This is a genomic window from Oleidesulfovibrio vietnamensis, from assembly GCF_055388115.1.
Genome location: NZ_AP042419.1, coordinates 757,623 through 784,186, shown reverse-complemented (window position 1 = coordinate 784,186; position 26,564 = coordinate 757,623). Strand labels below are relative to the sequence as shown.

Below are 26,564 nucleotides of genomic sequence, written 5' to 3'. Positions count from 1 at the left end.
TTCATATTTCATCAAGCCATTCTTTGTACTGTGGCAAAACAACGTCAGGCACGCCGGACAGCCGCACCTCGCCGCCATCAAGCCAGTAAAGATAATCACAGCCTTCAACAGTTGAAAGCCTGTGGGCAATCACCACGAGTGTTGCAGTATCACGAAGTGAAAGAATTGTTTTTTGAATAGCTTGTTCTGCAGCTGAATCAAGAGCACTAGTTGCTTCATCAAAAATAATAAGCTGAGGATTTTTATATAACGCTCTGGCGATAGCAACTCTCTGCTTTTGCCCTCCTGAAAGCCTTACCCCCCGTTCGCCAAGAACGGTATCAATTCCATTTTCAAGCTCATCCACAAAATTAATAGATGCCATTTCGCAGCACTTCAGAACATGTTCTCTATCTATTTTTTTTCCATAATCACCAAAGGCAATATTCTCAGCAAGAGTTGCATCGAGAAGGTATGTCGTTTGGGGGACATACCCTATTGCAGACGACCAGCACCCCCCACTGCGGGGCGCATATTCCTTACCATCAATTAAAAAATTCCCGGATGCAGGTCGCATCAAACCTGTTAATATGCCGACAAGAGTGCTTTTGCCTGCGCCGGACCTGCCTATGAAACCAATCATAGATCCGCGTTGTATGGTGGCCGACAATTTTTTTAACGCGTCTTCTTTGGCACCTTCATACCGAAAAGTAACATGCTGCAGTTCCAAAAAGTTGAAGTTCTCCAATCCGCAACTTTCAGGTAAATCCTGTGGTTCGTCAGATGGAAGATACCCACCAAGCGTTGTTACATAAGGTGTATAAATCTGGATGCTGCCCATAGCGGCTGCAATTTTATTCAGGGCCGGCAACAAACGCCATGAAACGCCGGCAAGCAATGATATGGACAGAACAAGCTCATCTAACGAATAGCCAAGAGACATCAGAAAAATATGCGAAACCAGAAGCATCCCCATTCCGATAACCTCAAGCGCATAAGCCGGTACGGTTGAAAACATCTGTGCGCTTGCTTGACGCTTAGGCTTGTCTTTAGATTTTTCTTTGAACTCTGAAAGGAAGGGCTGCTGCTGTTTATAGATAGTCACTTCCAAAATTCCCTGCAGAGCCGAAAGTGTTGTCCTGGCGATATTACGGTCAATATTTGCCACCAGTGAACTTGCCTGTCTGATTCGCCTCCTGACACATCGGACAGCCAGCCCCCCAACCAGGGCTGTAAAAGCAAAAACAATCACAGCAGAAACTGGACTGACAGCCAGTGAGGTGGCAAGCAGGAGAAGTACGGTAGCCCCCGAAATTGCAACTGTCAGCAAGGCCATAAAATACCGGCTGACCATGTTTGCCCATCCGAGTTCTGTATGCAGCTCGGCAGTATTTTTTTTGATATGCCAAGAATAAGGTTTTGTTAAAAATTCAGAAAACACTGCGCAGGCCACATCACGCTCGCAGTGCTGCGAAACAAAGGACTGTCCCCAGACTGTAGCACACGCGATCAGACTCTTGAACGCGACTAAAGCCACAATCAAAACAAGACACAACGCGAGCATCTTGGCGGGCTGATGTGTCAGGCTGTCAAGATAAGGCCACAGCAAAGCCAACTTTGAAAATAATACGCTTGAATGAACGGTCTGCGGCGAGGCAAGGATAAGTCCCAAAAGGGATACGGCTCCGGCTGCCGCGGCCTCGCTAATTGAAGAAAACAAGGACGCGGCGACAAGCAAGCCCATCCTTTTTTTGGTCCGAGGCTGCAGAACGCGCCAAACCCCCACAACGGCCTGCGGAAGGAAAACGGGCCCGGTACTCATTTTCGCACACTAGCCCAGGAAAGAGGTGTGCCGGCTGCCACATCACCAATGCAGGCACAGCCTAAAATTTCGTTGTAGTGGCGGGGATGCAGCCCATGGGCGGGGCGTACACTGCGGACGTTTGATGTGGTAAATTTTTCGCCGGCACGAATGTCTTCGACAACAAAAAGCGAACGCCTCAATGCCACGTTTTCCTTTTGTTTTTCAGTCAGTTCATAACTGACGCACCCGAGTGCTTTTTCCACTGTACGAATATCTGTCACCATTCGCCTGAACTCGTCCGGCTCCATGGAAAAACCCGAGTCAGGACCACCGTCTGCCCGTGACAGCGTCAAGTGTTTTTCAACGATCCTCGCTCCAAGGCTGACTGCCGCAATCGCAACTGCACTGCCCAAGGTATGATCAGACAACCCCGCAATGCACCCGAATGTCTGAGACAGATTGGGGATGGTCAGCAGATTCGCCTCTTCGGGCGGTGCCGGGTAGGCTGAAGTGCATTTAAGCAAAGCCAGTTCGGAACAGCCGGCGCTGCGCAATGCCCCGACAGCTTCGTCAATTTCCGCCAGAGTTCCCATTCCCGTGGACATAATTACAGGTTTTTTCGTACCGGCAATTTTGCGCAACAACGGGATATCCACAAGCTCAAAGCTGGCGACTTTATGACACGGAACGTTCAGCCCCTCCAGAAAGTCCACAGCCGTCTCATCAAAAGGAGTGGAAAAGCAGTCCATCCCCAGATCGTTGGCAAGAGCCATCAGACGCGGCTGCCACTCCCACGGAGTATACGCCTCCTGATACAGATCATACAGTGTTCTTCCAGACCAAGCTGTTCCTTTCACTAAAAATGTTGGGCTACTACCATTAAAAGTCAGAGTATCAGCAGTGTATGTCTGCATTTTTATTGCATCAGCACCTGCATCGGCAGCGGCCCGGACTATTGCCTCGGCACGCTCAATGTTCTGATTATGATTTGCCGACATCTCTGCTATTATATATGTCTTCTGTACACCTGATACAGGATCAGAAAACAATTTAAAAACATCATCCTGCATAATTTATGCACTATTCTCCAGAACAGACATTACAGAGGCTTCAGACATGGATATGCCTCTCCAAAAGTGCGCACGCCTACTGCTTCCACATATTTCTGCACAAAGTGAATTTTCTTCCCGCACAGAGCATCAACCCACCATACGGCATCATCAAATCCGATTTTTTTACGGAACATTACGGTACTTGAAACGCGGGGATTAACTTCGAAAGGATAAAAAACAGAACCCACTCGTCTGCTTTGAATATTCAGGCAGCCCAGAAAGGGAGTCCGCTTTGCTATCATGACGGCCATCTCGTGCAGAAAGGGAGAATCCACCAACTCAACAACATGTGAAAATCCACCGGGATGTAACTTTCTTTTCAGAGTGACGGAGTAAACGCTTTCTCCGTCAGAAAAAACGCCTGTCGTATATTCTTCCTCAGCGGTTCCTATATGTTCCTGTGCAATAAGCCCCCCGTCATCTTTCGCCTTAAGATATGCGAGGTCAGTTTCATCCCTGGCTACACGGTACGACTTACTCCCACAGCCGGAATCTCCCTTTACAACGACCGGCAACCCCCACTCTCCTTCATACAGAGCAAGCGGCATTGTTCGCGGAGCGTTGAAACCGAGCTCCTGAAAAAAATTAGCGGTATTCAGTTTGCTTAAAAAAATGTCGAGCAATACCGGAGGAAGGACGGCAAGAGGGACTCCGGAACCAGCGCCGACGGATTTTTTACCTTTAGCAACCAAAATTTCTTTTTCTGAAACAGGAAGCACCGCAACCGGAGCATGCTTCTCACATAGGGTTTCAAGCTGCGTCCAATACTCCGGCGCACCTGCCGGCGGCAGTATCTCGAATTCTGTTAAAATATCGAACACGGGAGTGAGCGGAGACATGTCTGTGCCGACAACGGAGAACCCCCCCGCCACAAGCGAGCGAACGACGGATGCACCAACATCACCACCTACAGCGGTTACAATAACCTTATTGCTCATAGCGGGTGCCTCTCAAGAACGTCTGTTAAATAATCTGGGCAAGGCTGCGACTTCAACCCGGCAAGCAACGCGGTTTTGTCGTACTCCACATACCTCAGGGTGAAACTCCTCAATTCAGAGTCCACAACAGCGTATGTTGGCATCCCTCCCTTCCTTGGCTGCCCCAGCGAGCCGGGATTGCAGAACATGACTCCATCGTTCAACCGGCACATCGGATAGTGCGTGTGCCCCAGAAAAACAAATGGCGGTAACGCGGCACCGGAAGGAAGCTCGGAATCAGGATAGACATACCCGGTCAACGGTGCCGAAGGGCTGCCGTGACAACACAGCAACCCGGCATCGCTATCCTCATACTGTTCAGGAAGGCGCTTAATAAATTCATAAAGCAACTTCAGCCTGTCATCACCGCAATCAAGAAGCAGTTCCAACGCCGGCCCATACTTCATGGTATATTCGGAAGGTATGTAACCGGCTTCATAAAAGCCAACAAAATCCCTGTCGTGGTTGCCGGCAACTCCCACGAATTGCGGAAGCTCAAGCAACATTTCCCAGACGTCCAATGCCCCCCAATAGTAGCCGACAAGATCGCCCAGAAAAATATATCTGTCAGCCGCTTCACGCTGCAGACAAGGCAGCGCGGCCTGCATGGCATACTCATTTCCGTGAATGTCTGAGAACACACATATGCGCATAAGAAACCTATCTCACCCAACCGGAGCAAGCCCCCTGAACAGACCGACTGCCACGCTCCGGATATTCCCTGCAGTGACGCAAGATCTCTGCACAGGCATCAACGTAAAACAACGCTCCAGCTTGTTACGACCGTTTAGGCGGAGTCATTTTATTTTATAAAATCCCGCACCGTGCAATAATCTCCCGGGAAACAGCCCTGACATCCTTGAGGGATCCATTTTCGTAAAACGACCGGAACAAAGAAACTTGCGGCATCTTATCAGGGGCGGTCTGCCGTATGGTGCACTGCATTCCCGTCTCCATGACACCGGGATCAAAGTGGATAACGTCAACGCAACTGTTTTCAGCAGCCAGCACATCAAGAAACATCACCAAAGCACTTTTTGAAGCACAATATAATGACCAGCCTTCAATTACACGCTTAGCAGCCCCACTTGTAACATTGATAATTCCAAGAGGGATGCCACGTTCAACGCTATATTTGGCAAGGCGCGAAGAAATTATACTCGGGGCTGATATATTAACAGCATAAGATTCAACTATATCAGAACAGGCCAAGTCATGTACGGGAGCTATTGGAGAAATAGTGCCAGCATTGTTAATAAATACAATGTCTGAAACCCCCTCCGGAATCAGAGTACAGATATTTTCCAGCAGTTGAGGTTTACGCAGATCACACTCAACATACACTCCGGCCGGTGTCTTTGATATCCTCTCAAGTTTACGCCCGATAAACAGAGGCGTTAAAAAATCACCGGCAAGCTCTGCAAGATCGTTATGAAGAGCAAGCCCCAGCCCGCGAGTACAGCCTGACAGAACCACAAGCTTCATACTATACCACCCCACTCTGGCAGGCGAGCCAGCACCGCATGACTCCGTCTCCCTCTATTCTTTCTGCCCCGTCAAGGGTCTGCATACGGATTCCAGACCTGAAAGCTGCTGTCGCGGCATCAAGGTCATATGCAATTTTTTCAGACACCAGGCTGTCAACCAAAGCCTGCTGTCTCTCTGTGATCGCCAACACGGCAAAAGGGACTTTTGCTGCGCACAGCTCCCAACAGGTTGAGCCGGCAGCGGAGATACAAAAATCCGCCCAGGCAAGCTGCTCAGCCATATCGTCCAGCGGATTGACAAAAGACACGCTGTTCCAGCCAGCCTTAAACAACTTTTTCCATTCTGCAACAGGCGTCTCGCCTCTGATGACACGGAAATCTGCCCCCCTGGCAACGCAAACCCTGATGATCTCTTCAAGCATGGACAGCTTAGCTGAAGAATCACCTCCTCCAAGAGTCAGCAAAATATGCTGCCGTGCTCCTGCCTCCTTTCTTGCTACCTGCCTTTTTACAGTTAAAAACTCCTGCCGCAGCAACACGTATCGGGGGCCGAGCAATTTTATTCCAATCTGTCCGGCGTAATTATGGTCTGCCGCTCCTACATTCTGATTTAATAAGACATCAGCATCATACTCCCCAAGAGCGTTGAAATCATCTATGACCAAAAGGCCATATCCGGCACTGCGAATGCATTTCTGGCAGGAGCTGCCAAAATGGTAGCCGTCCAGTACAGTCAGGGTCTGCTGCGGGGCAGCCTCGCCGGCGCCGGATGCAAGCTGTCTGAGAATATCCGTACAATCTTCGCTTGTCGGCACATTTCCTGAAAGAGGATGAAACAACACGCCTACCTGCCGGACTTTATGCAGAACCCAGTCCAGCTCAATGCGCCCGACCAGTGCGGCAGAGCCGCCTTTGTCCAACCAGTACTGGATAAAAGCCAGACAACGCATTACATGTCCCGCCCCAATAGCCGGAGTAGCGTCTGCACGCACGATCAGATGAGAGTATTTTGCTGAACACATTGTCATAATCGGATAAAGCGACACATCCTCCGTCAGGAGACATCTGAAAAACTTATTTTTGTGCCTTTCGCGACAAACGAGGAGGCTCGCTTTCCCAAAAGAAGCCTGTCCAGATTGGCAGGGATACCGTCACCCGGGCGGGCATAATCCAGATGCACCTGCTCGATAGTTGTCCCGGGCTCAATATCCGCAGCAGCGATAACTGAACGCTTTGCAACGGACGGAACCGAGAGTTCCTGCGTTGTTTTTATTTTCCGCGGCGTTCCCAGCCCCGTCTCAACATCGCGGATGGTCTGCACAAAGCCCGCAGCTTCGTGAGGCTCCAGCGACATGATATGCTCCGGACTCCGGATAAGCCGGTCCAACGTAATGGTTTTTTCAATCATGTCAGCCCCCAGAGCAATAGCGGCGATGTCCATGGTGGCCCCCGGTGTATGATCTGAAAACGCGACAGGATACGGAAACATCTGTTTGAGCGTCGTGATAATGCGCAGATTAATGCTTTCGAGCCGGGCGGGATAGCCGCTCGGGCAATGGTTGATTATGATTCTCCGGCAGCCGGAACGCTCCAGCACATCCACCGCCTCTTCAACTTCGGCAATGGTGGCATTACCCGTGTCAATCTGAACAGTCCATGAGTACTGCGCCGCAAGGCGGAGAAAATGGTGGTATGTAATATCGCCCGATGCAATTTTAACACAATCAGCACCTATTTCCGCCAACAATTCCAGCTCGGAAGCCGTTGTCGCAGTGGAAAAAAACAATATTCCCCTATCAGAACAATATCGACCGAGTTCGCGCCACTCATCCCGCGACAACTCTCTGCGCTGCAAAATTTCCTGTAATGATTCTGTAACTTCGACGCTTTCGCCCGTATCTTTATTAACCAGCGCATTATAAGTAAACATCGTAGATGGATCCGGAACAAGCCGCTTAGCATCCACTGTCTGAAATTTAATCGCATCAGCGCCTGCTTCCACCGCAACATCCACCAATTTGCAAGCAGTCTGCAGGCCATCATGCGTTGGTCCGGCCTCAAACACTATGCATACGCTTCTCTTGTTTTCTGAGTAAGACCATTCTTTCTTAAAAAGATCAGACATTGCAGTCTCCACTTGCAAGATGCTTGGCAAAAAGTAAAGCCATCTCATAATCCTCGCGGGTATCAATATCAACAGACCGGACAGCCGGCATCAGGTACCCCTTGAGTCTCATGCCGGAAAACTTGCGGGTTTTCATAAACTTGCTGACGCGCGCCGCATACGTGCTGCCGTTATCCACCACAGCCTCGGGTACATGCTGTGATTTTAAACCGGCAACCAGCGGCCACGCATAGCTGCAGTAACCGGCATCGTTGACATACATCGCCTGATGCGGCGGCAAAGAAAAGCGGACCATCGCATGAGCATAGTCCGCACCGTCTCTCTCCACCAGCCCGACAACTTCCCTGATATCATCAGCCGTCCTGAGAGGGGCCGTGGCATAAAGCGCGCAAAGAATATCATACTCTTCACCGCCGGCTGCCAGGCTTTCAAGCATGTGATGGCATACGTCAACTACAGATGCCGTATCCGTGGCAAGATGCGCGGGGCGTTCGGCAACATCGTACCCGTAGGATGCTGCCACACCGGCAATTTCGGAATCTTCTGTCGAAACAACAATTCTGTCGAACAATCCGCTGTCCCGGGCTGCCTCACACGTCCAGATAAGCATCGGCTTACCCATAAACTGCAGGACATTCTTACGCGGAAGCCTTTTTGACCCGCCGCGGGCAGGAATAATTGCTATTCGCTTCATTGTTTCCCCTAGGTCAGCCGCTGAAAACCGGACAAACAGGGCTGCCCTTTCAGCTGTCCCCTTATATCGCCTGTTTCAGCGATAATGCCGAAAACCTCATCGCAGGCACTCAGGTACTCTTCCACATGGTCCGGGGTGTGCGCTCCCATTGCATAAAAATCAGTGCTGGCCAGAATACCGCGTTCAAGCATCAGCTGGATGAAGAAAGCACGCTTAACCAGATGGTCTTCGCCGAAGCTGAAATGGCCCATCGGCTTCATACCGCTTACAGTGACCGGCAAACCGTGTTTTCTCCCCAACTCCAGCCAGCCGTCCTGCACCCGGGTACCTATTCTGACCAGATGGCTGCCCAAATTGAGCCTCTGATGTTTTTTCAACGTGGCAATGGCGGCAACCGGACCTATTCTTTCTGTCCAGTTGGTGGAACTGATAAAGGTGTCAGAAGCGGCGCTCATAACCTTTTGTGTACCGATGATGGCAGACATGGCGTACCCGTTTGCCAGAGCCTTCGAAAAAACGGCAATGTCCGGAATGAAACCGTCGTAGCACAGATGTGCGCCACCGGTAGTAAAGCGCAGTCCCGCAGATATCTCGTCTACAACAAGCGGCACATCAAGCCGGGTCGCCACATCACGCAGACCGGCAAGAAACGCAGGGTCAGGAGTGAAATTACGGACAGGCTCGGTCACTATGGCCGCAAGATTGTCTTGATGTTCTGCAACCAGAGCATCGAATCCTTCAATATCATTGTACCTGAAAGGATATGCTGAATGGCACAGACTTCTGGGCACACCTGCGGGGGGCAATCCTTTCATCAGATGCCCGTCAAGGGCAGATTCATCGCTCAGGTTTGCAGCAAGATACCAGTCCTGCCAGCCGTGATAACCGCAAAAAAGCACTACACCTTTTCCGGTGTATGTGCGTGCAATGCGCACAGCAACCGCCATCGCCTCGCCGCCGGAACGCGCAAAACGGGCCTGTTCGGCCCACGGATGCAACTCGCACAACAGGTCGGCAAGCTCCACTTCCTCCGGACAGTTCAGACTTGACGCCACGCCTTGCCTCACCGCCGCGCAAACGGCATCGTCAACATCTTCATCAGCGTACCCGAGAACACATGCCCCGATTCCGGCGATGGACATATCCAGATACTTATGGCCGTCAAGGTCCCAGATATATGCCCCTTTGGCTTTGGAATAATATGTCGGCCAGACCCCTTCACCGAAGCGCGTGGGATTTTTTGAAAGCAACTGCGTCAGATTGGGTATCCGCTGTTTTGCTTTCGCCTGATATTCACTGCAACGCGACATTACTCGTCCTCTTCTTCCAGCATGCCGGATTAAGCACCTCCGGGTTCTGTTCCGGCATAATGGCTGTTAACGCTTCCAGAAAAGATTCCCGCGAACAGGCGGAAAGCAGGCTGACTGCATTTTCTTCCACCTGCCCGACTGTTTCGGCACCGAATAAAATAAATGCTGAGGGATAGCGGTAATAAACAAAAAGCAGCGCTGCCTGCGCCTGTGTCAGACCAAAACGGCGGCAGCACTGCTGAAATTCATGCAGATATGGAGCAAGGCACCGCAGATGCTCCGGAAGCTCGTCCGGTGCAAGGCAAAGCACGCCTTGCAGCAACGCACTGCGAATGTAGACTGTTTTACCGGCGGCTCCGGCTCTTTCAAAAATACCGGCCAGTTCAAAGCGCCGGTCAAAAACCGAAGCCGGCAGCTGCAGTGCGGTAATCATGGGGTGAGCCAGGGCTTTGTGTGCAGCATCTGTGGTGTATACAGACACCCCCATGCCGCCCAGTATGCCGTCATGCATCATCTGCTGCAGCACCCGCCCTGTTTCGCCGTCAAGGTACTCAAGCTCCTCTTCTCTGTGGAGCATCAGGCAGCGGAGATGTGATACGCGCAAACGCTCCAATGAAGCCGCAACGATTCCGGACAGCAGAGAAGCGGAACAGGGTAACGTGTGTGGCGGCAGCTTAGTGATGATTTCAGGAGATTCAGCACCCGCTGCCCGCAAAGAAAAACCCAGTACCCGCTCGCTGTCGCCGTAGGCTGCCGCAGTGTCAAAAGCAGTTATGCCGCTTTTCCATGCAGCGGAAACAATTCCGTCAGCACACCGCTGGTCGGGCTTACCGGTGCGGTTGGCAACGCCGTAAGGCATGCCCAGCTGTACCGTTCCCAAAACAAACCGTGAAGTCATATCCACCTCAAAAGCCGCACAGCGCAACAGCAGAAATCATACGGGCTGACATAACGCACAAACGCGCTGCACATCCTCTTCAGACATTCCCGCCCACATTGGCAGGGTAAGCAGGCGTTCGTATGCGGCTTCGGCAACGGGACAACATGTTTCTGCATATCCGTTTTTCCGGTAATACGGATGCATATATACCGGCTTATAGTGCACATTGACGCCGATCTGCGCCTTGCGCATCATCCGGAACAAAGCGTCCCGCCCGTCACAAAAAACAACAAACAAATGGTACGCGTGCAGGACATCCGCAGAACAGGCAGGCAGTTCCAGATTTTTCCCCGCCAGCCGCTGTCTGTAACAGGCCGCCAGAATATTTCGTTTTGCAACCCAGTCATCCAGCCTCGCAAGCTGTGACATGCCCAGAGCGCACTGCAGGTCGGACAGCCGGTAGTTGTAGCCCAGTTCCACCATGTCATACTGCCATGCAGAAGCTTTTTCCCGCTGATGAGAATCTGTGGTTATGCCATGATTTCTGAAAACCCGCATGGCGTGTGCCCAGTCAGGATCGGCCGTTACAGCCATGCCCCCTTCGGCGGTGGTGATATGCTTTACCGGATGAAAGCTGAAAACACTGATATCCGCAATTGATCCGACAGGCCGCCCCTTGTATCTTGCCCCCGCAGCATGACAGGCATCGGCCACCAGACGCAGCGAATACCGGTCCGCTAGGGTTCGCAGAGCGTCCCAGTCGCAGGGGTGGCCGGCATAGTCCACGCCGACAAGCACCTTTGTCCGCGGAGTTATACACCGTTCGGCAGATTCTGGGTCAATGAGCAGTGTGCGCGGGCAGACGTCAGCAAAAACAGGTCTGGCCCCGCAATGCAAAACAGCATTTGCCGTGGCCGCAAAAGTCATTGCAGGAACAATCACCTCATCGCCTGCCGTTACTCCCAGAGCATGATAGGCGCAGTGCAGCGCGGCCGTGCCGCTATTGACAGCAACTCCCAGCCCGCCACAGACATGGGCGGCAAAGGCCTGCTCAAAATCTCTCACGGCCGGACCGGTCGTAAGCCAGTCGCCACGCAGAACTCCGACAACGGCTTCGATATCGTCTTCAGATATAATCTGACGGCCATACGGCAAAAAAGAAGACATCAGCGTTCCTGAACAGGGAAGCCCTGACTGGCAAGAATGCGTCGCAGTTCGTCCACGGAAAGCCACTGGTCGTTTGTTGCGGAACTGTAGGCAAAGCCCTCTTCGACGGGACGGCCCTCGGGCCCCTGATATCTGTACGTTTCGGGTTTGATTACATAGTAATCACCGATATCAATGGTATGACGGGAATCTTCACTGGTGATCATCACCTCGTGCAGCTTTTCACCCGGCCGTATTCCGACAACTTTTGTCTCACATCGGGGCGCAATGGCTTCCGCAAGGTCGGTAATGCGCATACTGGGAATTTTGGGAACCAGCACTTCGCCGCCACCGGCTATTTCAAAGGAACGGAGAACCATTTCCACACTTTGTTCAAGGGTAATCCAGAAGCGGGTCATGCGCGGGTCGGTGATGGGAATCACCGCGCCTTCATCTCTTTTCTTGATAAAAAACGGGATGACGCTCCCGCGGCTGCCCATGACATTGCCGTACCTGACAACTGAAAATTTTGTTTCGCAGGCGACAAAGGCATTGGCCGCTATAAAAAGCTTGTCCGAGCAGAGCTTTGTGGCACCGTACAGGTTAACCGGGCTGACAGCTTTGTCGGTGGACAGCGCCACCACCTTTTTAACATTCATGTCCGCAGCCACGTTCACAACATTCTGCGCGCCATAAATATTTGTTTTAATGCACTCTGTCGGGTTATACTCAGCCGCCGGAACCTGCTTCAGTGCTGCAGCATGAATAATATAGTCCACGCCGCGTAACGCTCTGTACAGGCGCTCTTTGTCACGTACATCGCCAATGAAATACCTCAGGCACTCATGCTCATCAGGGTCGAACTGCTGTGCCATCTCAAACTGTTTGAGCTCATCCCTCGAAAAAATGATCAGGCGCTCCGGACTGTATTTCTGCAAAAGAATCTCAGTGCATTTTTTGCCGAAAGAACCTGTTCCACCGGTAATAAGTATACGCTTGCCATTAAACATCAACTACAGCCCGTATGGTTTAAAGAAGTATCGTCAAAGCCGGAAGCCAGTCACAGACGGATATCCACTTACACATACAGTGTAAAGTGATGATTAGTCTTTACCCCCTGCGGGTAAAATAGGCAACACGGGAAGAGCAGACAGGCGGAAGGTGACGCAAAGCCCGGTGTAACCGTCACTGCGCGTTAAGGATACCGCGGACACGACGGGAACAACTTTTTGTTGCGGCAGAAAAAAGGGGAAAACGCACAAGCTGACATGATGTAAATGCGCAACAAAAAAGGGTTACATTGAAAATGTAACCCTTTTATCTTTCTATGGCGTCCCCAAGGGGATTTGAACCCCTGTCGCCTGCGTGAAAGGCAGGTGTCCTGGGCCAGGCTAGACGATGGGGACGCTTTATATGGCGCCGAGGCTGTTTGCCTGCAACGCGAAGAGGTGTTTAAGGTACGGCCCATGATTCGTCAAGCGTTTTGTACAAGGAAAGGCACTTTTCCTCGTTGACTCTTTGCGGAGCGGTCTTACTATAGGGGTGAGGCCGAGGACAACGGGTCCGGAGCCGAACGGAAGAACACTGACGGAGGATGCGACGGATTAATTCCCACGACGAGTCCCGAGAAGAAAGAACCTGCCGGTGATACATGTCGTGCCGGAGCCAAGGCTTAAAGCCGTATGGCCGGACGACCCGGGCGGCCCGGAAATTTCAGGCAGGTTCTTTCGCGTTCCCAGCACAGCAAGCGCCACGGGCGCTTTTTTTTGTGTCTGACGCAATGACTGCCGCCCGCATGCCGCCCCATGGCCAGCCCCCGCCGGAAAAAGCCCGCACGGCTCCCGCCGTACGGCATAAGCACACAGGACGGCAAAATCGCACGGTACAGCACCTGTGGCCGCCGACCATGCGGCCGCGATTGCACCATCCGCCGGCTGTTGCGGCTCTCTGCTCCTTCGCATTGCACCACTGCGGCCGTACAGACCGACGCCCCGCAACCAGCCTGCGGCAGGAACGGGGCGCCGGGTATTGCTCTTTCCGGAAAGCGGTGCCGAACTAGGCACCTCCGGAGGCTGCACAGTCTATTTACCGAACGGACATTTGGGCCATGTACAGGTTTTGCAGTTATGGCAGAATCCGCCTTCTGCCAGCCGGGCCAGATCACGGCGGGTCACATCGCATCCCGCCAGCAGGCGCGGCAGCAGCAGATCAAACCCTGTCGTTTTGTAATACAACGCACATGCGGGCACTCCTATCACGCGGGCCACGGTTCCGTTGTGGCGCAGTCTGCCCACCAGCGTCATGGTGCCGGGCAGCACCGGCATGCCGTACAACGCATCAGTCAGGCCGGCGTCCACCAGTCCGGCGCGGGTCACATCGTCGGGGTCCACGCTCATGCCTGCCGTGGTCACCACCAGTTCAGCGCCCTGTTCCAGAAAACCCCGCACGGCCTGCGCTATGGCTTCTCTGTCATCGGGAACAATACTGCTGCTCACCACCTCGCAGCCCAGCCCCATCAGTTTGCCGGTGACAATGGGAATAAACCGGTCTTCTATCAGTCCCTGAAACACCTCTGTTCCGGTAACCAGCACAGCTGCTTTTTTCACTTTCAGCGGCAGCACGGAAAGCACCGGACTGTCCCCCAGCGCAGTCAAAGCCCTGCTGAAATGTTCCTGTGACAGGTACAATGGAATGGCGCGGCTGCCGGCTATCAGGCGTCCTTCCTCCACAACCGCTGCATGATGGCGGGTTGCCAGCATGACATCCGGCACCAGATTAAACCGCTCAAGCGCGTCCAGATCAATGCTCAGCATACCTGTACGGGCAGCACGGAAATTGATTTTGCCCTCACGCGGCGGCAGGTCATACTCCACCCCCTGCCCTGCCATACGGGCGGCAAATGCCTGCACGGCGTCGTTTTCATGCACCCACTCGGAACCGGGCAAAGCCGAATCGTCATAGACATGAAACTTGCCCATACGCTGCAGACGGCACAGGTCGCCCGCTTCCAGCGTCTGCCCGGCCAGCACAGCCGGTCCCTTGGCCTCGTCGGGAATAATCTCCGTCATATCATGCAGCGCTGTTCTGCCGTAGGCATCTTCCACCGGCACCACGCGCAGCGGGGCCCGCTCGAGCACACCGCCGGCAGCGCCGGAGCCCCCCTCACGGGCATCCACCACATAAGGAGCCTCGCCCTGACAGCCGCGGCATATACCGCCGTCGCGGGAAGGATACGGTTCGCCGCAGACAGGACATACCCCCACTTCTCCCATGTGCGCGTGCCCCAGATGCTTGGGATCGATGCGCACAGCCTGAATGGAGCATACGGACTCGCCCGCCTCCTCAATCTCTCTGAACAGCTGGTCGGAATCCTGCTCCGCCTTGGGACGCAGCTTCATGAACCATGCGTAATATTCGGGCCACGCCTTGAGTTTGGCGGCATCGACGTATACCCGGTACCCCTCCCCTGTATATTTGTCATACAGCGACACCGCATAACGGCCCAGCGGAACAACCTTCATCCACTGGTTGCCTGTGCTGCACAAAGTCAGCAGCTGAACAGCATCCGGCAGACATTTGGCCGACTCCACCATGGCCTCGAACAACGTCCCCTCGGGCAGATGACGACGGGCCATTTCCACCATATACCCCCCGAGCAGAAGCCCCGGAGCGGGATAACTGTGAAAAGCGGCGGCCAGTTCCTTGAACTCTTCAAACGTGTACTTGCCGATGTTCATACGCGTAACAGCCTTCTTTCCGTTTATCGGTTGCAACAAACTGCGCGCCGCACAAAGGCGGCATCACATTCCGCGCCTGCAGGCAGTGCAACAGAATGCAACACCGGCCCTGCAATAGATTTTTCCATACCTTGTGGGACGTTCCGCGTCCACCCCCCTGCCTTTTATGTACGGTCTGCCACCTTGCTGTGTGCGCCCCAGCCTTCCGGTGTCTGCGGGCCTGCCCGTAATACTCCGGAATAACGGCTGGAAAAAAATAATGCAGCCTGCACAAAAAAATCATCCGCCATCATTGACACCCATACCCCCTATGGGTATGCAGCAAGAAAGGGAAGACGGCAAGCCGTTATGTAAAACCCAACATGCCACCAGCGCCCGACCCGCCCGCCTGTCTGCTGTGGGCCGCATGCAGGCGCAGAAAGGCAATCTGCATCAGGAGGATGTATGCAACGCAGAATCATCACCGGTATCGTGGCCGCCCTGTTTCTGACCACAGCCTTCAGCATGGCCTTTGCCGACGGCGGCAACGCCCGCAAGGGTAAGTACCTGTTCCGCAAACACTGCCGCAGCTGTCACGGAGCTAGCGCGGGTGATCTTTCGCCCAGTTCAAAGCTGCAGAAAGAATGGCGCGCTCTCAAGGCAGACACGTCATCCATTCCCTGCAAAGCAGACTGGGAAGGCCTTTCCGACAGCGACCTCAACGACATTTTCACCTACATGATCGACTTCGCCAAGGACTCCCCCTCTCCGGCGAAGTGCAGCTAGGCAGCCTCCGGATACCGGACTGTGCCACGGCAGGGCGCAGTCCGGTACGCACAGGGGCGCACAAGCAACAACAGGAGGTTATCCATGTCGGACATCAGGCAGCCCAGACTGACCAGACGGGGCTTTTTCAAGGCCGCCGGGCTGGCCGCAGCGGCAGGAGCCGGAGCGCCTGTGCTCGGTTCGCTGACACCGGCCGTACGCTCGGCAAAGGCCGCAGACCCCGGTTTCACCTCACACTATTCCGCCTGCGACATGTGCTTTAATAAATGCGGGGTTATCGCCCGTGTGCAGGACGGTGTGGTTACCAAACTCGACCCGAACCCCAAATTTCTTAAATCGCGCGGCATGCTGTGTGCCCGCGGCAATGCAGGCATTGCTCAGTTGTATGATTCGGACCGGCTGAAATACCCCCTGCTGCGCGCCGGAAAGCGCGGAGAAGGCCGCTGGAAAAGGATTCCGTGGGATGAGGCTCTGGACATGGCGGCCGAACGCATGCAGGAGGTACGCAGCAAGTATACCCCCTGCGGTATGCTGTTCACTGCCGGAGCGGATCTGCAGTCGCAGTTTGTAAGCCGTTTTGCCGAGGTGTTCGGCTCGTACAACATCACTTCGCACGAATCCCTGTGCCTGCTTTCCAACAACCGCGCATATCTTGATACCTTCGGCGAGACTCCGTACGCCGACGTGCTTAACAGCCGTTACATCATCATGGCCGGAGCCAACAGGTTCGAGGCGCTGGTCACCCCCGACTCCATGGACATGATGACCGCCCTGCGCAGCGGCTGCAAACTGGTTGTGCTGGATCCCCGACACACCAAAACGGCAGCACTGGCAAGTGAATGGCACCCCATACGTCCCGGAACAGACATGGCGTTCATGCTTGCAGTCGCCCATGTCATCATTGCTGAAAAATTATACGATGAAGAATGGATACGCGAAAAAACATATGGTCTGGAGCAGCTGGCCGGACATGTGCGGCCCTACACACCGCAATGGGCCGAACAAGAATGCGGCATTCCTGCGCAGGACATAGCCCGCATGGCCCGGGAACTGGCTGCCGCGGCACCTGCAGCCATGGTGTACCCCGGACGGCGCACATCCGATTACAGCAATTCCACCCAGATCCGCCGCAGCTTTGCCATAGTCAACGCCCTGCTGGGCAACTGGGATAAACCCGGCGGCCTGCTTGCCGCACGGGCCGTGGGGTTGAAAGGTGTACCCTATGATGCCCCGTGGTACGACGAAAACCCCTTTGAACGCGTGGACGCAGGCATTGTTCCGGGCCTGTTTGAACATGACGGCTCGTTTGTACTGACCCGCGAGGCGGTGCTCAGCGCAGAGCCTTATCCGCTCAAAGGCTGGTTCGTGTACAAGACCAACCCCATGGTCAATGCCCCCGACCGCGCGCGCACCATTGAAATGTGCAACGCCATGGACTTCATGGTGGTTGTCGATATCGCCATGAGCGACACCGCCTGCATGGCAGACCTTGTCCTGCCTGCTCCCGGTTATCTTGAAAGACAGGACCCGGCATCAGGACTTCAGGGGTCATCGGCCTGCGCCTGTGTGGTGCAGCGCGACCCCGTTGTACCTGCGCTGTACGAATCGCGCCCCGTGTTTGAAATAGTCAAGGAACTGGCCGGAAGGCTTGATCTGGCGGAATACTTTGACTTCACCATAGAAGAATACCGCGCGAAACAGCTTGCCGACCTGCCGGATGCCCCGCAGGCTCTTGAGCGTGACGGCGTGTATTACAACCCCAGCAAGGTCTACGGCATATACGAAGACCGCATATACAAAACATTCAGCCACAAAATAGAGCTGTACAACCAGCGGTACGAAAGCATGGGGCTGGACCCCATGCCCGTCTACACGCCCCCTGCCGCAGCGCCGCAGGGCCGATTCAGGCTGATCATCGGACGCAACGCCTGTGTCACGCACGGTTCCACCAACAACAATGCCCTGATTCACGAACTGGTACCCGAAAACACCCTGTGGATTCATCCGCAATCAGCAACGCCGCTGGGCATACGCGACGGCGACATGGTCGAAGTTTCGTCGCCTGCGGGCAAAGGCACCATAAAGGCGGAAGTCACCGAACGCATCCGCCCCGACTGTGTGTATATGCTCACAGGCTTCGGCACCATTTCTGACGGCCTGAGCCGTATCAAAGGTGTGGGAGCCAGCATAGCCGCCCTGCTGGAAGGGCACTATGACAGTGTTTCCGGCAATGCCGCCATGCACGAAACCTTTGTATCCGTCAGCGGGAGGGCATCATGACCCAGCAGTTCGCCATGGTTATCGATTCCGCCAGATGCATCGACTGCAAAGCGTGCGTGGTTTCCTGCAAAGTGGCAAACAATGTTCCGGCAGGATTCTCACGCAACTGGATCAAAGCAGACGGACCGGTGGTCAAGGCGGGAAAAGGGCCTTTCGGGCATTTCCAGCCGGGCGCGTGCATGCACTGCGAATCTCCCACCTGCGTGGAAGCCTGCCCCACAGGCGCCACATGGAAAGACAGGGAGACCGGCATAGTGGAAATAGACCCCGCACTGTGCATCGGCTGCGGCAACTGCATTCCTGCATGCCCGTACGGGGCGCGCTTCCGTAATCCGCAAAAGCGCATTGCCGACAAGTGCAACTACTGCCCCGAGCGCCGTGCCGCCGGACTGCCCCCCGCATGTGTGGACACATGCCCCACCAAGGCGCGGGTGTTCGGCGATATTCTGAACCCCGAAACAGAAGCAGCACGGCTGCTTACCCGCAACAGCGGCCATGTGACGCAGCTGATACACGAAAAAAGCAACACGGCACCGCACATGTACTATGTCGGCGGCACCGCACCCGCAGGCTGGATGCATGAAGCAAAGGCTCCGGCATCCATGCGCGCGCTTACCGGTGTTGTGGCACCGGGAGTCAAGGGACTGGTGGCGCTTTCGGGCCTGGGCGTACTGGTTATGCTGGGCAGGCAGCTGCTGGACAGCAGAAAATCAGGCGACGGAGGCCACGACCGGCCACACGCGTCCGGCAGTAATGCATCCGGCAGCAATGCTTCGGGCAGCAATACATCCGGCACACAACACTCTGCGCCGGCAGACACCGAAGACAGCAGGGAGTAGGAGGACGCCATGAACAGAACATACAAGCGCCATGACCGCTCCGACATAGCCATACACTGGTTCAACGCCCTGTGCTGGCTGCTGCTGCTTGTCAGCGGGCTGGGGCTGATCAGCAACCCCGCTCTGAATCCGCTGGGAGAACGCCTGCCGGCGGCACTGCGCGCCTTTGCCGGCGGCGGAGGCAACCTGCTGGTCTTTCACGAAGCCGTGGGAATAGGCTGGATAACTTCCTTTGTGCTGTACCTTGTACTCAACCCGCGCGGCGCACTTTTCTTTCTGAAAGAGATCTTCAGCGTGAGTCCTGCGCGGGACATGACGTGGATGCTGCGCAAGATGGTGCTTATGACCGCAGGCGAAAAAGCCCTGCGCCGTCTCGGACAGCCTGCCGATCTGCCGCCTCAGGGCTTTTACAACATGGGGCAGAAAGGATTCGCGCAGGTGGCCGTCATCGGCGGGCTGGTCATCGCCGCCACCGGACTGGTGATGGTGTTTTCCGACGCGGGACCGGTCACGCCGTCCGCAGCGCTTACAGGCTGGGCGGTAACGCTGCACTATCTTGCTGTGGGTGTGGTTCTGGCAGGTCTGCTGGTGCACATATACATGGCGGCCATATCACCGGAAGAACGGCCGGGGTTCCGCTCCATGTTCACCGGCGTGGTGCCCGAAGATTATGCAAAGCATCACCACCGGCTGTGGTACGACCGCGTGGCCCGTCATACGCAGGAATAACCATCCGGCGGCGCAGGTAATGCCGCCTGCCGCCGGACACACAGTAACAGGAGAGAATCTGCAATGAAAACGATGCGCAAACCGTTGCTGACAACGCTGATGCTCATGCTGGGGCTTATGCTGCTTTCCGGATGTGCGGCACAGCAGCCCCGCGAACCGTGGATGATAAATGACATCGTTGATGTGGAGTACGTGGCGCAGTACGTCAAGGTACCCCATCCCGAAAATGTCATGATCATCGATTCGCGCCCGTACGAGGCAAAGTTCGTCAAAGGATACATTCCCACTGCCGTCAGCATTCCCGACACGCAGTTTGAAAAACATGCCGACAGGCTGCCGGCCGATAAAAATGCTCTGCTTATTTTCTACTGCGGCGGCTGGCAGTGCAAGCTCTCGCACAAATCCGCCCGTAAAGCCATGGATATGGGCTACACCAATGTAAAGGTGTTTGCCGCCGGATACCCCGCATGGCTGGAAAGCGGCCGCGTACCGGCGCTGGGGCTTGAAGCGCTGCACGACATGCTTGCTTCCGGCGCGGACTATATGCTCATAGATTCCCGCCCCGTGCAGAAGTATCTCGAAGGCACCATCCCTTCGGCCATATCTGTGCCGGACAGCAGGTTTGACGCCAAGAAGGGACTGCTGCCCGCCGATAAAAACACGCCGCTCATATTCTTCTGCGGCGGACTCAAGTGTCCCCTCAGCCACAAGTCGGCGGCCAAGGCGCAGGCACTGGGCTACACCAGCGTGTGGATAGCCGAAGAAGGCGAACCCGGCTGGAAAGCCCTTTACGGCGGCGGACAGGCCGTAGCCGTCCAGTCCGGCGGAGAAGAAGGCTCCATCGACGCGGAGCAGTTTAAAACCATCATGGCGGAGTCTCCCGGCAGCATCATGGTGGTGGATGTGCGCGACCCGGACGAGTTCAATGCGGGCCATATGAAAGGAGCCGTCAACATCCCTGTGGACAGGCTTGAAAAAGAAATAGCCGCCCTGCCCGCAGATAAGCCCGTGGTCTTTGTATGCGCCACAGGCGCCCGCAGCGGCGAAGCCTACTACATGACCCGCGACCTGCGGCCGGAAATAAAAGACGTCTTCTATCTTGAAGCCGAAACCACCTATCATAAGGATGGCAGCTTCGACATAACGGTACCCTAACCTCATGCCGCGCGGCGGGAATGCATTCCCGCCGCGCGCACCGTGCCGGAGGCAGCATGTCCGTAATCCGGTCTTTCCCCTTCTGCCGCACATCCATGCGCCGCAGTCCGCACAACGTCCTTGCACCGGCATATGTGCTGCTGGCCCTGTGCTGCCTGCACATGTCCGCCGCGGCACAACCGCCGGTGCCGCCTCAGCAGCCCGCATTATCCGCTCATGCTCCCGGCGCAGCACCGGAAAACAACACCACCCGCACCGAACCTCACTGGCACAAAACCATGCGCCTGCAGGCCGCCGAACACGGCTACAGACTGCTTGATCTGGACGCCGTGGACTCGCTGCCCGAAAACACACTGCTGCTGGATGTGCGCCCCGATTACGAATTTGCCGCAGGACATGTACCCGGTGCGGTCAACATGGAATTCGACCCCGGCGACACGGATTCGCTTTCCGCGGAAAAAACCCTGCAGCTTCAGCAGACGCTGGGGCCGGACAAAGAGCGCATGGTTGTCATCTACTGCCGCAGCTTCCGCTGCCTGCGCAGCGGGGCGGCGGCAAAGGCCGCTGCGCGTCTGGGCTACACCAATGTATGGCGTGTGGTGGAAGGATACTTCGGCTGGCTGGAGCAGCACCGGCCCGACCACAGCGGCAGAGCGGACGGCTGTTCGGACAGGCGCACGACACAGGCCCGCACCCTGCCCGACCACGGTCTGGCCATACTGGGCGGTGATGCGGACCGGCGTATTCTGGGATTGCCCGCCGGAGCACATACGGTACGGCTGGAAGAGATTCCCTGCGATGTGCTGGTGGTTCTGTTTTTCAACACACACTGCACGCAGTGCCGCGAGCAGATGCAGCAACTGGAACATCTGGCCCGTACCGTGAACAGCCGTGCGGCAACACAAAGCCACCGGGCGGTGGCCTTTGCAGGTATCGGCGTGCGGGAATCAAAACGTACTCTGGCAAGACTGCGCCGCAAACAGGTGCACGCTGTCCCGCTTTTCGCCGACCCCGATGCCTCGCTGTTTGCCGCTTCGGGCTTTGCGGGCATACCCGGCGCATGGGTCATAGGCCCCGCCGGCGGCAAAGCAACGGACAGCCCGCAGACAGGCGGCAGAGCGGTGCTGCTTTCCGTGGCAGGGGACATTGCGCAAAATCCGGAGTTCCGGAGTCTGATTTTCAGGATGACGAACGTACCCGCATGGGGTATAAGCGGGCCTCACACGCAGGAAGCGGCTGCCGCTGCAGAAAAGCCGCGGTAGAATGCAGGACAGTTACTGCACCCGCAGCGATGCCACCAGATTAAGCACGGCCAGCAGCACCTGCGCAGCCGCGGCATACACCCCCGTGGTATCGGCTCTGCACACGGCAAGACGCAGACGGCGTGTCCACGGCAGCAGCACACCGGCGGCGAAATCGGCCGCCGCATCCTGCGCTGCCGTATCTGCCTCGTTCCATGCGCGCGAAAGCAGATAGTACAGGTATTCCAGCTCAATGCACAGGTGGTCGGGCGGTTCGTTGGCAGAAACAGCCCGCTCCAGCCCGGCGGCCTGCAGGCGTTTCTGCATGGCCAGAGCCGCAGCCCCCATCATGCGCGGTTCCACGCCGTCCGCCGGGTCGGGATACAGAGATTCATAAGGCAGTGCGGGGGCGCCGGCTTTATCATTGATGAACAGGCGGACATGTTCCGCCTGCAGGGCATCGCAGAATGCCGCGGTATCAGAACTGCCGTCTGCGGCGGGCAGGCGGGCTTGCAGAGCGGCAAGGGCATCAGTAAGGTGGGCCGCCTGTGCGGGCAGTGTGCCGAACCTTCCGGAAAGGTTTTCACGGCACAGTTCAGCGCAGCGTTGCGAATCCAGCCCCCTGAACAGGGCATCGGCCAGCTCCAACGCATCCAATACGGACTGCCGGAACGCGGCATTCTCAGCGGGGTACGGACTCATGCGGCAACCTCCTGAAAAAAATAAAGACACCGTGTGCACTGACAGTACGTCAGCTGCGCACGAGGGGCAACAGATTACCGGGGCACAGAAAATGGAAGAAATCAATACCGAGCAGGAACAGATAAAAAAGAACGTCATCCAGCGCATGAAGCGCGTGGAAGGACAGATACGCGGCATACAGCGCATGATTGAAGAAGGTAAAGAATGCGAAGACATTCTGGTGCAGGTGCGCGCCGCACGCTCGGCGCTGCAGTCGGCCAGCCGTCTGATACTCAAACGCTATCTGCTCAAATGCCATATCGATTCGCTGCGCAACAGCGACGATCCCACCGAACCGCTTGATAAAGTCATCGACGTGCTTTCCCACTATGTGGAAAGCTAGCTGCCGGTACTGTATCTGCAACGCGGCCTGCCTTTGCGGGCCGCGTTTTTTTATGCCCCGCACAGGACACAGCAAAAAAAAAGCCCCCGCAAGCGGGGGCCTGTATCCGGCGGCACGGCAGACAAAACAGCTGCCTGCCGGTACTACTGCTTCCAGGAAGCAACAAGTTCGGGGTACTTTTTCATAAAGCGTCTGGCGTTTTCCAGCGGAGTGCCGCCTTCCTGATTCCAGGCCATCAGCTCCTGCAGCTGCTCGGGCGTGTCATAGCGGAAGTTATCCAGAAACGCGTAGACTTCAGGCTTGTCGGCCTTGAGACCGGCACGCACAACGGTATTGATGTGTTCAGCCTCGCCCAGAACACCCTTGGGGTCTTCAAGGTATCTCAGCTTCCACTTGCCGAACATCCAGTGAGGAGACCACGCGGTGACCACAACCCACTTGTCGCGGCGGATGGCATCACTCAGCGCGGCGGTCATGGTGGCACCGCTGCCTTCCACCAGTTCCATTTTATCCAGCCCGTAAGCGTCCATGACTTCTTCAGAGAGCTTCATCAGGCCGGCACCGGGATCAATGCCGATGATTTTACCGTCAAATTTGTCGGCGTTGGCGTTCAGTTCGGCTATGGACTGCACGGTGACATATTCGGGAACAGCCCAGCCCAGACGGGCGCCGCCCACTATGGTGCCCAGGTCTTCAACCTTGTTGCCTACCTTTTTCAGATAATCGCCGTGGGTTACCGGCAGCCATGCGGTAACCATGCCGTCCATGTCGCCCGTGGAAACAGCCATCCACATGGCAGCAGCACCCACAGGGGTGATCTCCACCTCGTATCCCATGTCTTCCAGCGCGGCTTTGGCCAGATTGGTGCTGGCTGTGGCGCAGTCCCATTCCACATAAGCAAGATTGACCTTGCCCTTGGAAGCCGCCCACGCGGGGGTGGCAACAACAAGACTGAGCATGAGAGCAAAAAGAATTTTCTTCATGTGTTCCTCCGGAATTACATTCTTACGGAAACAGAATACCCTGCCGGCATCCTGATGAAAGGCCGGACACCACTGCGGAATCCGGCCCGCACCTGCGGCTAGCGTCTGGCTGAGCGCGAGCCGATTTTCTGCAGCAGCCGGTCAAGGCAGATGGCAACGATGACAATGCCGATACCGGCTTCAAAACCGCGGCCCATCTCAAGGCGCTGAATGGCTTTCCATACTTCGCCGCCAAGACCCTTTGCACCGATCATGGCTGCAATGACCACCATGGACAGCGCCAGCATGACAGTCTGGTTGACACCCGCCATGATGGTGGGCGCCGCCAGAGGCAGTTCGAGCTTGCGCAGCCGCTGCCAGCGGTTGGTGCCGAAAGCTTCGGCGCACTCCACCAGCTCTACCGGAACCTGCCGGATACCAAGGCAGGTAAGCCTGATGACCGGCGGCATGGCGAACACCACAGTGGAAAAAATGGCCGCAACCTTGCCCAGCCCGAAAAACGGAATGGCGGGAATAAGATAAACAAAGGCGGGCATGGTCTGCATTACATCGAGTACCGGCATGATAGCACGGTACGCCACTTTATTGATAGCGGCAAAAACACCCAGCGGCAGACCGATAAGCACCGCAAGCAGCGTGGCCACAAGCACCAGAGCAATGGTGCTGACCGTGGCGGGCCACAGCCCCATGTTATACACAAGTCCCAGCCCCAGCAGGGCAAAAAGCCCCAGCCCTCTGCTGCCGGTGCCGCGCCAGGTCAGCAGGGCGACGGCAGGAATGAACAGCCACCACGGTATGAAGGCAAGACCGTGTTCCAGCACGGAAAGAGCGGCATCGGTAACCGCGGAAAACGCACGGGTTGCGCCGGAGCAGTGCACGACCAGAAAATCAATGACGCTTTCAAGCGTAGCGCCAACGGGAATGCGATAATCAATCATTACTGGTCACCTCCTCTTTCAGCCAGCGCACCCAGCAGAAGGCCGCGCACAATGACACCTTTCATGCGGTTTTTCTCGTCCACAACAGGCAGTGCATGGGGCAGTCCTGCCATCAGCGGAATAAGCTCGGCGGCGGGAGTGTCCACATTCACTGTCTGAATATCGCGACGCATGATGCTGTCTATGTCCCGCCTGTTTTCTTTTATAAGTGCGGAAACATCGTCAGCCGTGACAATGCCCAGCACACGATGCTCGCGGTCGAGAACAAAAAGGCTGGCTATGGCTGCGGCGCGCATTTTGCGCAGCGCTGTGCGCGGGCCGTCCACGCCCAGCACGGCCACGGCCTCGGAGCGCTTCATCACGGCACCGGCCGTCAGCACGCGTGAAATGTCCACAGATTCGACAAAACGGGCCACATAATCATCGGCCGGAGAGGTGAGAATATCTTCGGGAGTGCCTTCCTGCACCACGGCGCCGTCACGCATAAGCACAATGCGGTCGCCGATGCGCAGCGCCTCGTCCAGATCATGGCTGATGAAAACAATGGTCTTGTGCATTTCTTCCTGCAGGCGCAGCAACTCGTCCTGCATGTCCCGCCGGATAAGCGGATCAAGGGCGCTGAACGCTTCGTCCATCAGCAGAATATCGGGGTCCAGAGCCAGCGCACGGGCCAGCCCCACGCGCTGCTGCATGCCGCCGGAAAGCTGTGCCGGGCGGCTGGAAGCCCATTCCGCCAGTCCCACGCGTTCCAGCTGCTCCATGGCGCGGCGGGTACGTTCCGCCTGACTCACGCCCATGACCTCCAGCCCGTATTCCGCGTTCTGCAGCACCGTACGGTGCGGAAAAAGTGCAAAATTCTGGAACACCATGCCCATCTTGCGCTGACGGAAGTCGCGCAGTTCTCTGATGTCCATGGCGGTTACGTCTTCACCATCCACCAGCACCGTGCCGGCGGTGGGATCAATAAGTCTGTTGATGCAGCGTACCAGCGTTGATTTGCCGCTGCCGGAAAGCCCCATCACCACCACAACCTCGCCCTGATCCACTTCAAACGAGGCACGGTTGACCCCAACGGCAAGACGGGTGCGGCGCTGGATTTCTTCTTTGCCAAGTCCCTGTTCGAGCAGCGGCAGAGCACGCTGCGGGTCGGAACCGAACACCTTTGTCAGATTTTCAATACGGATTTTAGCCATCAACCCTCCTGGATAAGGAAAGGATAAAAGCCGGCCGCACACCTGTACGCCGGAGAACACGGTGTTCACCGGCAGCGGTTGTGTGTGGTCGTCTTCTTCGGAGGAT

Annotated in this window: 24 protein-coding genes and 1 tRNA gene; 7 read left to right on the top strand and 18 right to left on the bottom strand. The window is 55.8% G+C overall.

Going from position 1 to position 26,564, the window contains the following annotated elements:
• Nucleotide 1 precedes the first annotated feature (1 nt).
• The 14 genes from ACZ5D1_RS03285 to ACZ5D1_RS03220 form a co-directional block, all read right to left on the bottom strand.
• Nucleotides 2–1,723 carry an ABC transporter ATP-binding protein gene (locus ACZ5D1_RS03285; RefSeq protein ID WP_464555891.1) on the bottom strand — a complete coding sequence of 574 codons (1,722 nt, stop codon included), beginning with the start codon at nt 1,721–1,723 and terminating at the stop codon, nt 2–4.
• Between the two features lie 74 nt (nt 1,724–1,797).
• Nucleotides 1,798–2,853 carry a pseudaminic acid synthase gene (gene pseI, locus ACZ5D1_RS03280; RefSeq protein ID WP_464555889.1) on the bottom strand — a complete coding sequence of 352 codons (1,056 nt, stop codon included), beginning with the start codon at nt 2,851–2,853 and terminating at the stop codon, nt 1,798–1,800.
• Nucleotides 2,854–2,882: 29 nt separating this feature from the next.
• The gene (locus ACZ5D1_RS03275; protein WP_464555887.1) at nt 2,883–3,833 is read right to left on the bottom strand and encodes an ATP-grasp domain-containing protein; all 951 of its coding nucleotides are present in this window, start codon (nt 3,831–3,833) and stop codon (nt 2,883–2,885) included.
• On the bottom strand, nt 3,830–4,525 hold the full coding sequence (locus ACZ5D1_RS03270) for a metallophosphoesterase family protein (protein ID WP_464555885.1): 696 nt from the start codon (nt 4,523–4,525) through the stop codon (nt 3,830–3,832). The genes ACZ5D1_RS03275 and ACZ5D1_RS03270 overlap by 4 nt, the downstream gene beginning before the upstream one ends.
• 154 nt (nt 4,526–4,679) lie before the next feature.
• On the bottom strand, nt 4,680–5,357 hold the full coding sequence (locus ACZ5D1_RS03265) for an SDR family NAD(P)-dependent oxidoreductase (protein WP_464555884.1): 678 nt from the start codon (nt 5,355–5,357) through the stop codon (nt 4,680–4,682).
• A 1-nt stretch (nt 5,358) separates the two neighbouring features.
• Nucleotides 5,359–6,309, bottom strand: coding sequence for a hypothetical protein (locus ACZ5D1_RS03260; protein WP_155891353.1), 951 nt, complete (start codon nt 6,307–6,309; stop codon nt 5,359–5,361).
• Between the two features lie 104 nt (nt 6,310–6,413).
• Nucleotides 6,414–7,484, bottom strand: coding sequence for an N-acetylneuraminate synthase family protein (locus ACZ5D1_RS03255; RefSeq protein ID WP_464555882.1), 1,071 nt, complete (start codon nt 7,482–7,484; stop codon nt 6,414–6,416).
• Nucleotides 7,477–8,178, bottom strand: a complete 702-nt coding sequence (locus tag ACZ5D1_RS03250; RefSeq protein WP_027181617.1) for an acylneuraminate cytidylyltransferase family protein — start codon at nt 8,176–8,178, stop codon at nt 7,477–7,479. Before ACZ5D1_RS03250 ends, ACZ5D1_RS03255 begins: the two co-directional genes overlap by 8 nt.
• 8 nt (nt 8,179–8,186) lie before the next feature.
• The gene (locus ACZ5D1_RS03245; RefSeq protein ID WP_464555877.1) at nt 8,187–9,488 is read right to left on the bottom strand and encodes an aminotransferase class III-fold pyridoxal phosphate-dependent enzyme; all 1,302 of its coding nucleotides are present in this window, start codon (nt 9,486–9,488) and stop codon (nt 8,187–8,189) included.
• Nucleotides 9,472–10,386, bottom strand: coding sequence for an aldo/keto reductase (locus ACZ5D1_RS03240; protein ID WP_455696432.1), 915 nt, complete (start codon nt 10,384–10,386; stop codon nt 9,472–9,474). The genes ACZ5D1_RS03245 and ACZ5D1_RS03240 overlap by 17 nt, the downstream gene beginning before the upstream one ends.
• A 36-nt stretch (nt 10,387–10,422) precedes the next feature.
• The gene (gene pseC / locus ACZ5D1_RS03235; RefSeq protein WP_027181620.1) at nt 10,423–11,535 is read right to left on the bottom strand and encodes a UDP-4-amino-4,6-dideoxy-N-acetyl-beta-L-altrosamine transaminase; all 1,113 of its coding nucleotides are present in this window, start codon (nt 11,533–11,535) and stop codon (nt 10,423–10,425) included.
• Complete coding sequence (pseB, locus tag ACZ5D1_RS03230; RefSeq protein ID WP_027181621.1) at nt 11,535–12,524, bottom strand: UDP-N-acetylglucosamine 4,6-dehydratase (inverting); 990 nt, start codon at nt 12,522–12,524, stop codon at nt 11,535–11,537. Before pseB ends, pseC begins: the two co-directional genes overlap by 1 nt.
• A 318-nt stretch (nt 12,525–12,842) precedes the next feature.
• Nucleotides 12,843–12,920: transfer RNA gene (locus ACZ5D1_RS03225), tRNA-Glu, on the bottom strand.
• Between the two features lie 675 nt (nt 12,921–13,595).
• Nucleotides 13,596–15,251, bottom strand: a complete 1,656-nt coding sequence (locus ACZ5D1_RS03220) for an FmdE family protein (RefSeq protein ID WP_464555875.1) — start codon at nt 15,249–15,251, stop codon at nt 13,596–13,598.
• A 444-nt stretch (nt 15,252–15,695) separates the two neighbouring features.
• Here ACZ5D1_RS03220 and ACZ5D1_RS03215 point away from each other — a divergent pair, with 444 nt between their 5' ends.
• From ACZ5D1_RS03215 to ACZ5D1_RS03190, 6 genes are all read left to right on the top strand, one after another.
• The gene (locus ACZ5D1_RS03215) at nt 15,696–16,016 is read left to right on the top strand and encodes a cytochrome c (protein WP_011366772.1); all 321 of its coding nucleotides are present in this window, start codon (nt 15,696–15,698) and stop codon (nt 16,014–16,016) included.
• Nucleotides 16,017–16,100: 84 nt separating this feature from the next.
• A complete protein-coding gene (locus ACZ5D1_RS03210) occupies nt 16,101–18,296 on the top strand; it encodes a molybdopterin-dependent oxidoreductase (RefSeq protein ID WP_011366771.1) in 2,196 nt (731 codons plus the stop codon).
• Nucleotides 18,293–19,135 (top strand): 4Fe-4S dicluster domain-containing protein, encoded by an 843-nt coding sequence (locus ACZ5D1_RS03205; protein WP_464555873.1) that lies wholly within the window; start codon nt 18,293–18,295, stop codon nt 19,133–19,135. The genes ACZ5D1_RS03210 and ACZ5D1_RS03205 overlap by 4 nt, the downstream gene beginning before the upstream one ends.
• A 9-nt stretch (nt 19,136–19,144) precedes the next feature.
• Nucleotides 19,145–19,864, top strand: coding sequence for a formate dehydrogenase subunit gamma (locus ACZ5D1_RS03200; protein ID WP_011366769.1), 720 nt, complete (start codon nt 19,145–19,147; stop codon nt 19,862–19,864).
• A gap of 63 nt (nt 19,865–19,927) precedes the next feature.
• Complete coding sequence (locus tag ACZ5D1_RS03195; RefSeq protein WP_011366768.1) at nt 19,928–21,019, top strand: rhodanese-like domain-containing protein; 1,092 nt, start codon at nt 19,928–19,930, stop codon at nt 21,017–21,019.
• 56 nt (nt 21,020–21,075) lie between these two features.
• A complete protein-coding gene (locus ACZ5D1_RS03190; RefSeq protein WP_051363897.1) occupies nt 21,076–22,281 on the top strand; it encodes a rhodanese-like domain-containing protein in 1,206 nt (401 codons plus the stop codon).
• Nucleotides 22,282–22,293: 12 nt separating this feature from the next.
• Here the strand turns inward: ACZ5D1_RS03190 and ACZ5D1_RS03185 are convergent, their stop codons facing one another.
• Nucleotides 22,294–22,962 (bottom strand): TorD/DmsD family molecular chaperone, encoded by a 669-nt coding sequence (locus ACZ5D1_RS03185; protein ID WP_011366766.1) that lies wholly within the window; start codon nt 22,960–22,962, stop codon nt 22,294–22,296.
• A gap of 91 nt (nt 22,963–23,053) precedes the next feature.
• Here ACZ5D1_RS03185 and ACZ5D1_RS03180 point away from each other — a divergent pair, with 91 nt between their 5' ends.
• Nucleotides 23,054–23,344 carry a metal-sensitive transcriptional regulator gene (locus tag ACZ5D1_RS03180; protein WP_011366765.1) on the top strand — a complete coding sequence of 97 codons (291 nt, stop codon included), beginning with the start codon at nt 23,054–23,056 and terminating at the stop codon, nt 23,342–23,344.
• Nucleotides 23,345–23,487: 143 nt separating this feature from the next.
• Here ACZ5D1_RS03180 and ACZ5D1_RS03175 read toward each other — a convergent pair whose 3' ends face one another.
• From ACZ5D1_RS03175 to ACZ5D1_RS03165, 3 genes are all read right to left on the bottom strand, one after another.
• Complete coding sequence (locus tag ACZ5D1_RS03175) at nt 23,488–24,327, bottom strand: glycine betaine ABC transporter substrate-binding protein (RefSeq protein WP_273192280.1); 840 nt, start codon at nt 24,325–24,327, stop codon at nt 23,488–23,490.
• A gap of 98 nt (nt 24,328–24,425) precedes the next feature.
• Nucleotides 24,426–25,265, bottom strand: a complete 840-nt coding sequence (locus ACZ5D1_RS03170) for an ABC transporter permease (protein WP_011366763.1) — start codon at nt 25,263–25,265, stop codon at nt 24,426–24,428.
• On the bottom strand, nt 25,265–26,458 hold the full coding sequence (locus ACZ5D1_RS03165; protein ID WP_011366762.1) for a quaternary amine ABC transporter ATP-binding protein: 1,194 nt from the start codon (nt 26,456–26,458) through the stop codon (nt 25,265–25,267). The genes ACZ5D1_RS03170 and ACZ5D1_RS03165 overlap by 1 nt, the downstream gene beginning before the upstream one ends.
• Between the last annotated feature and the right edge of the window lie 106 nt (nt 26,459–26,564).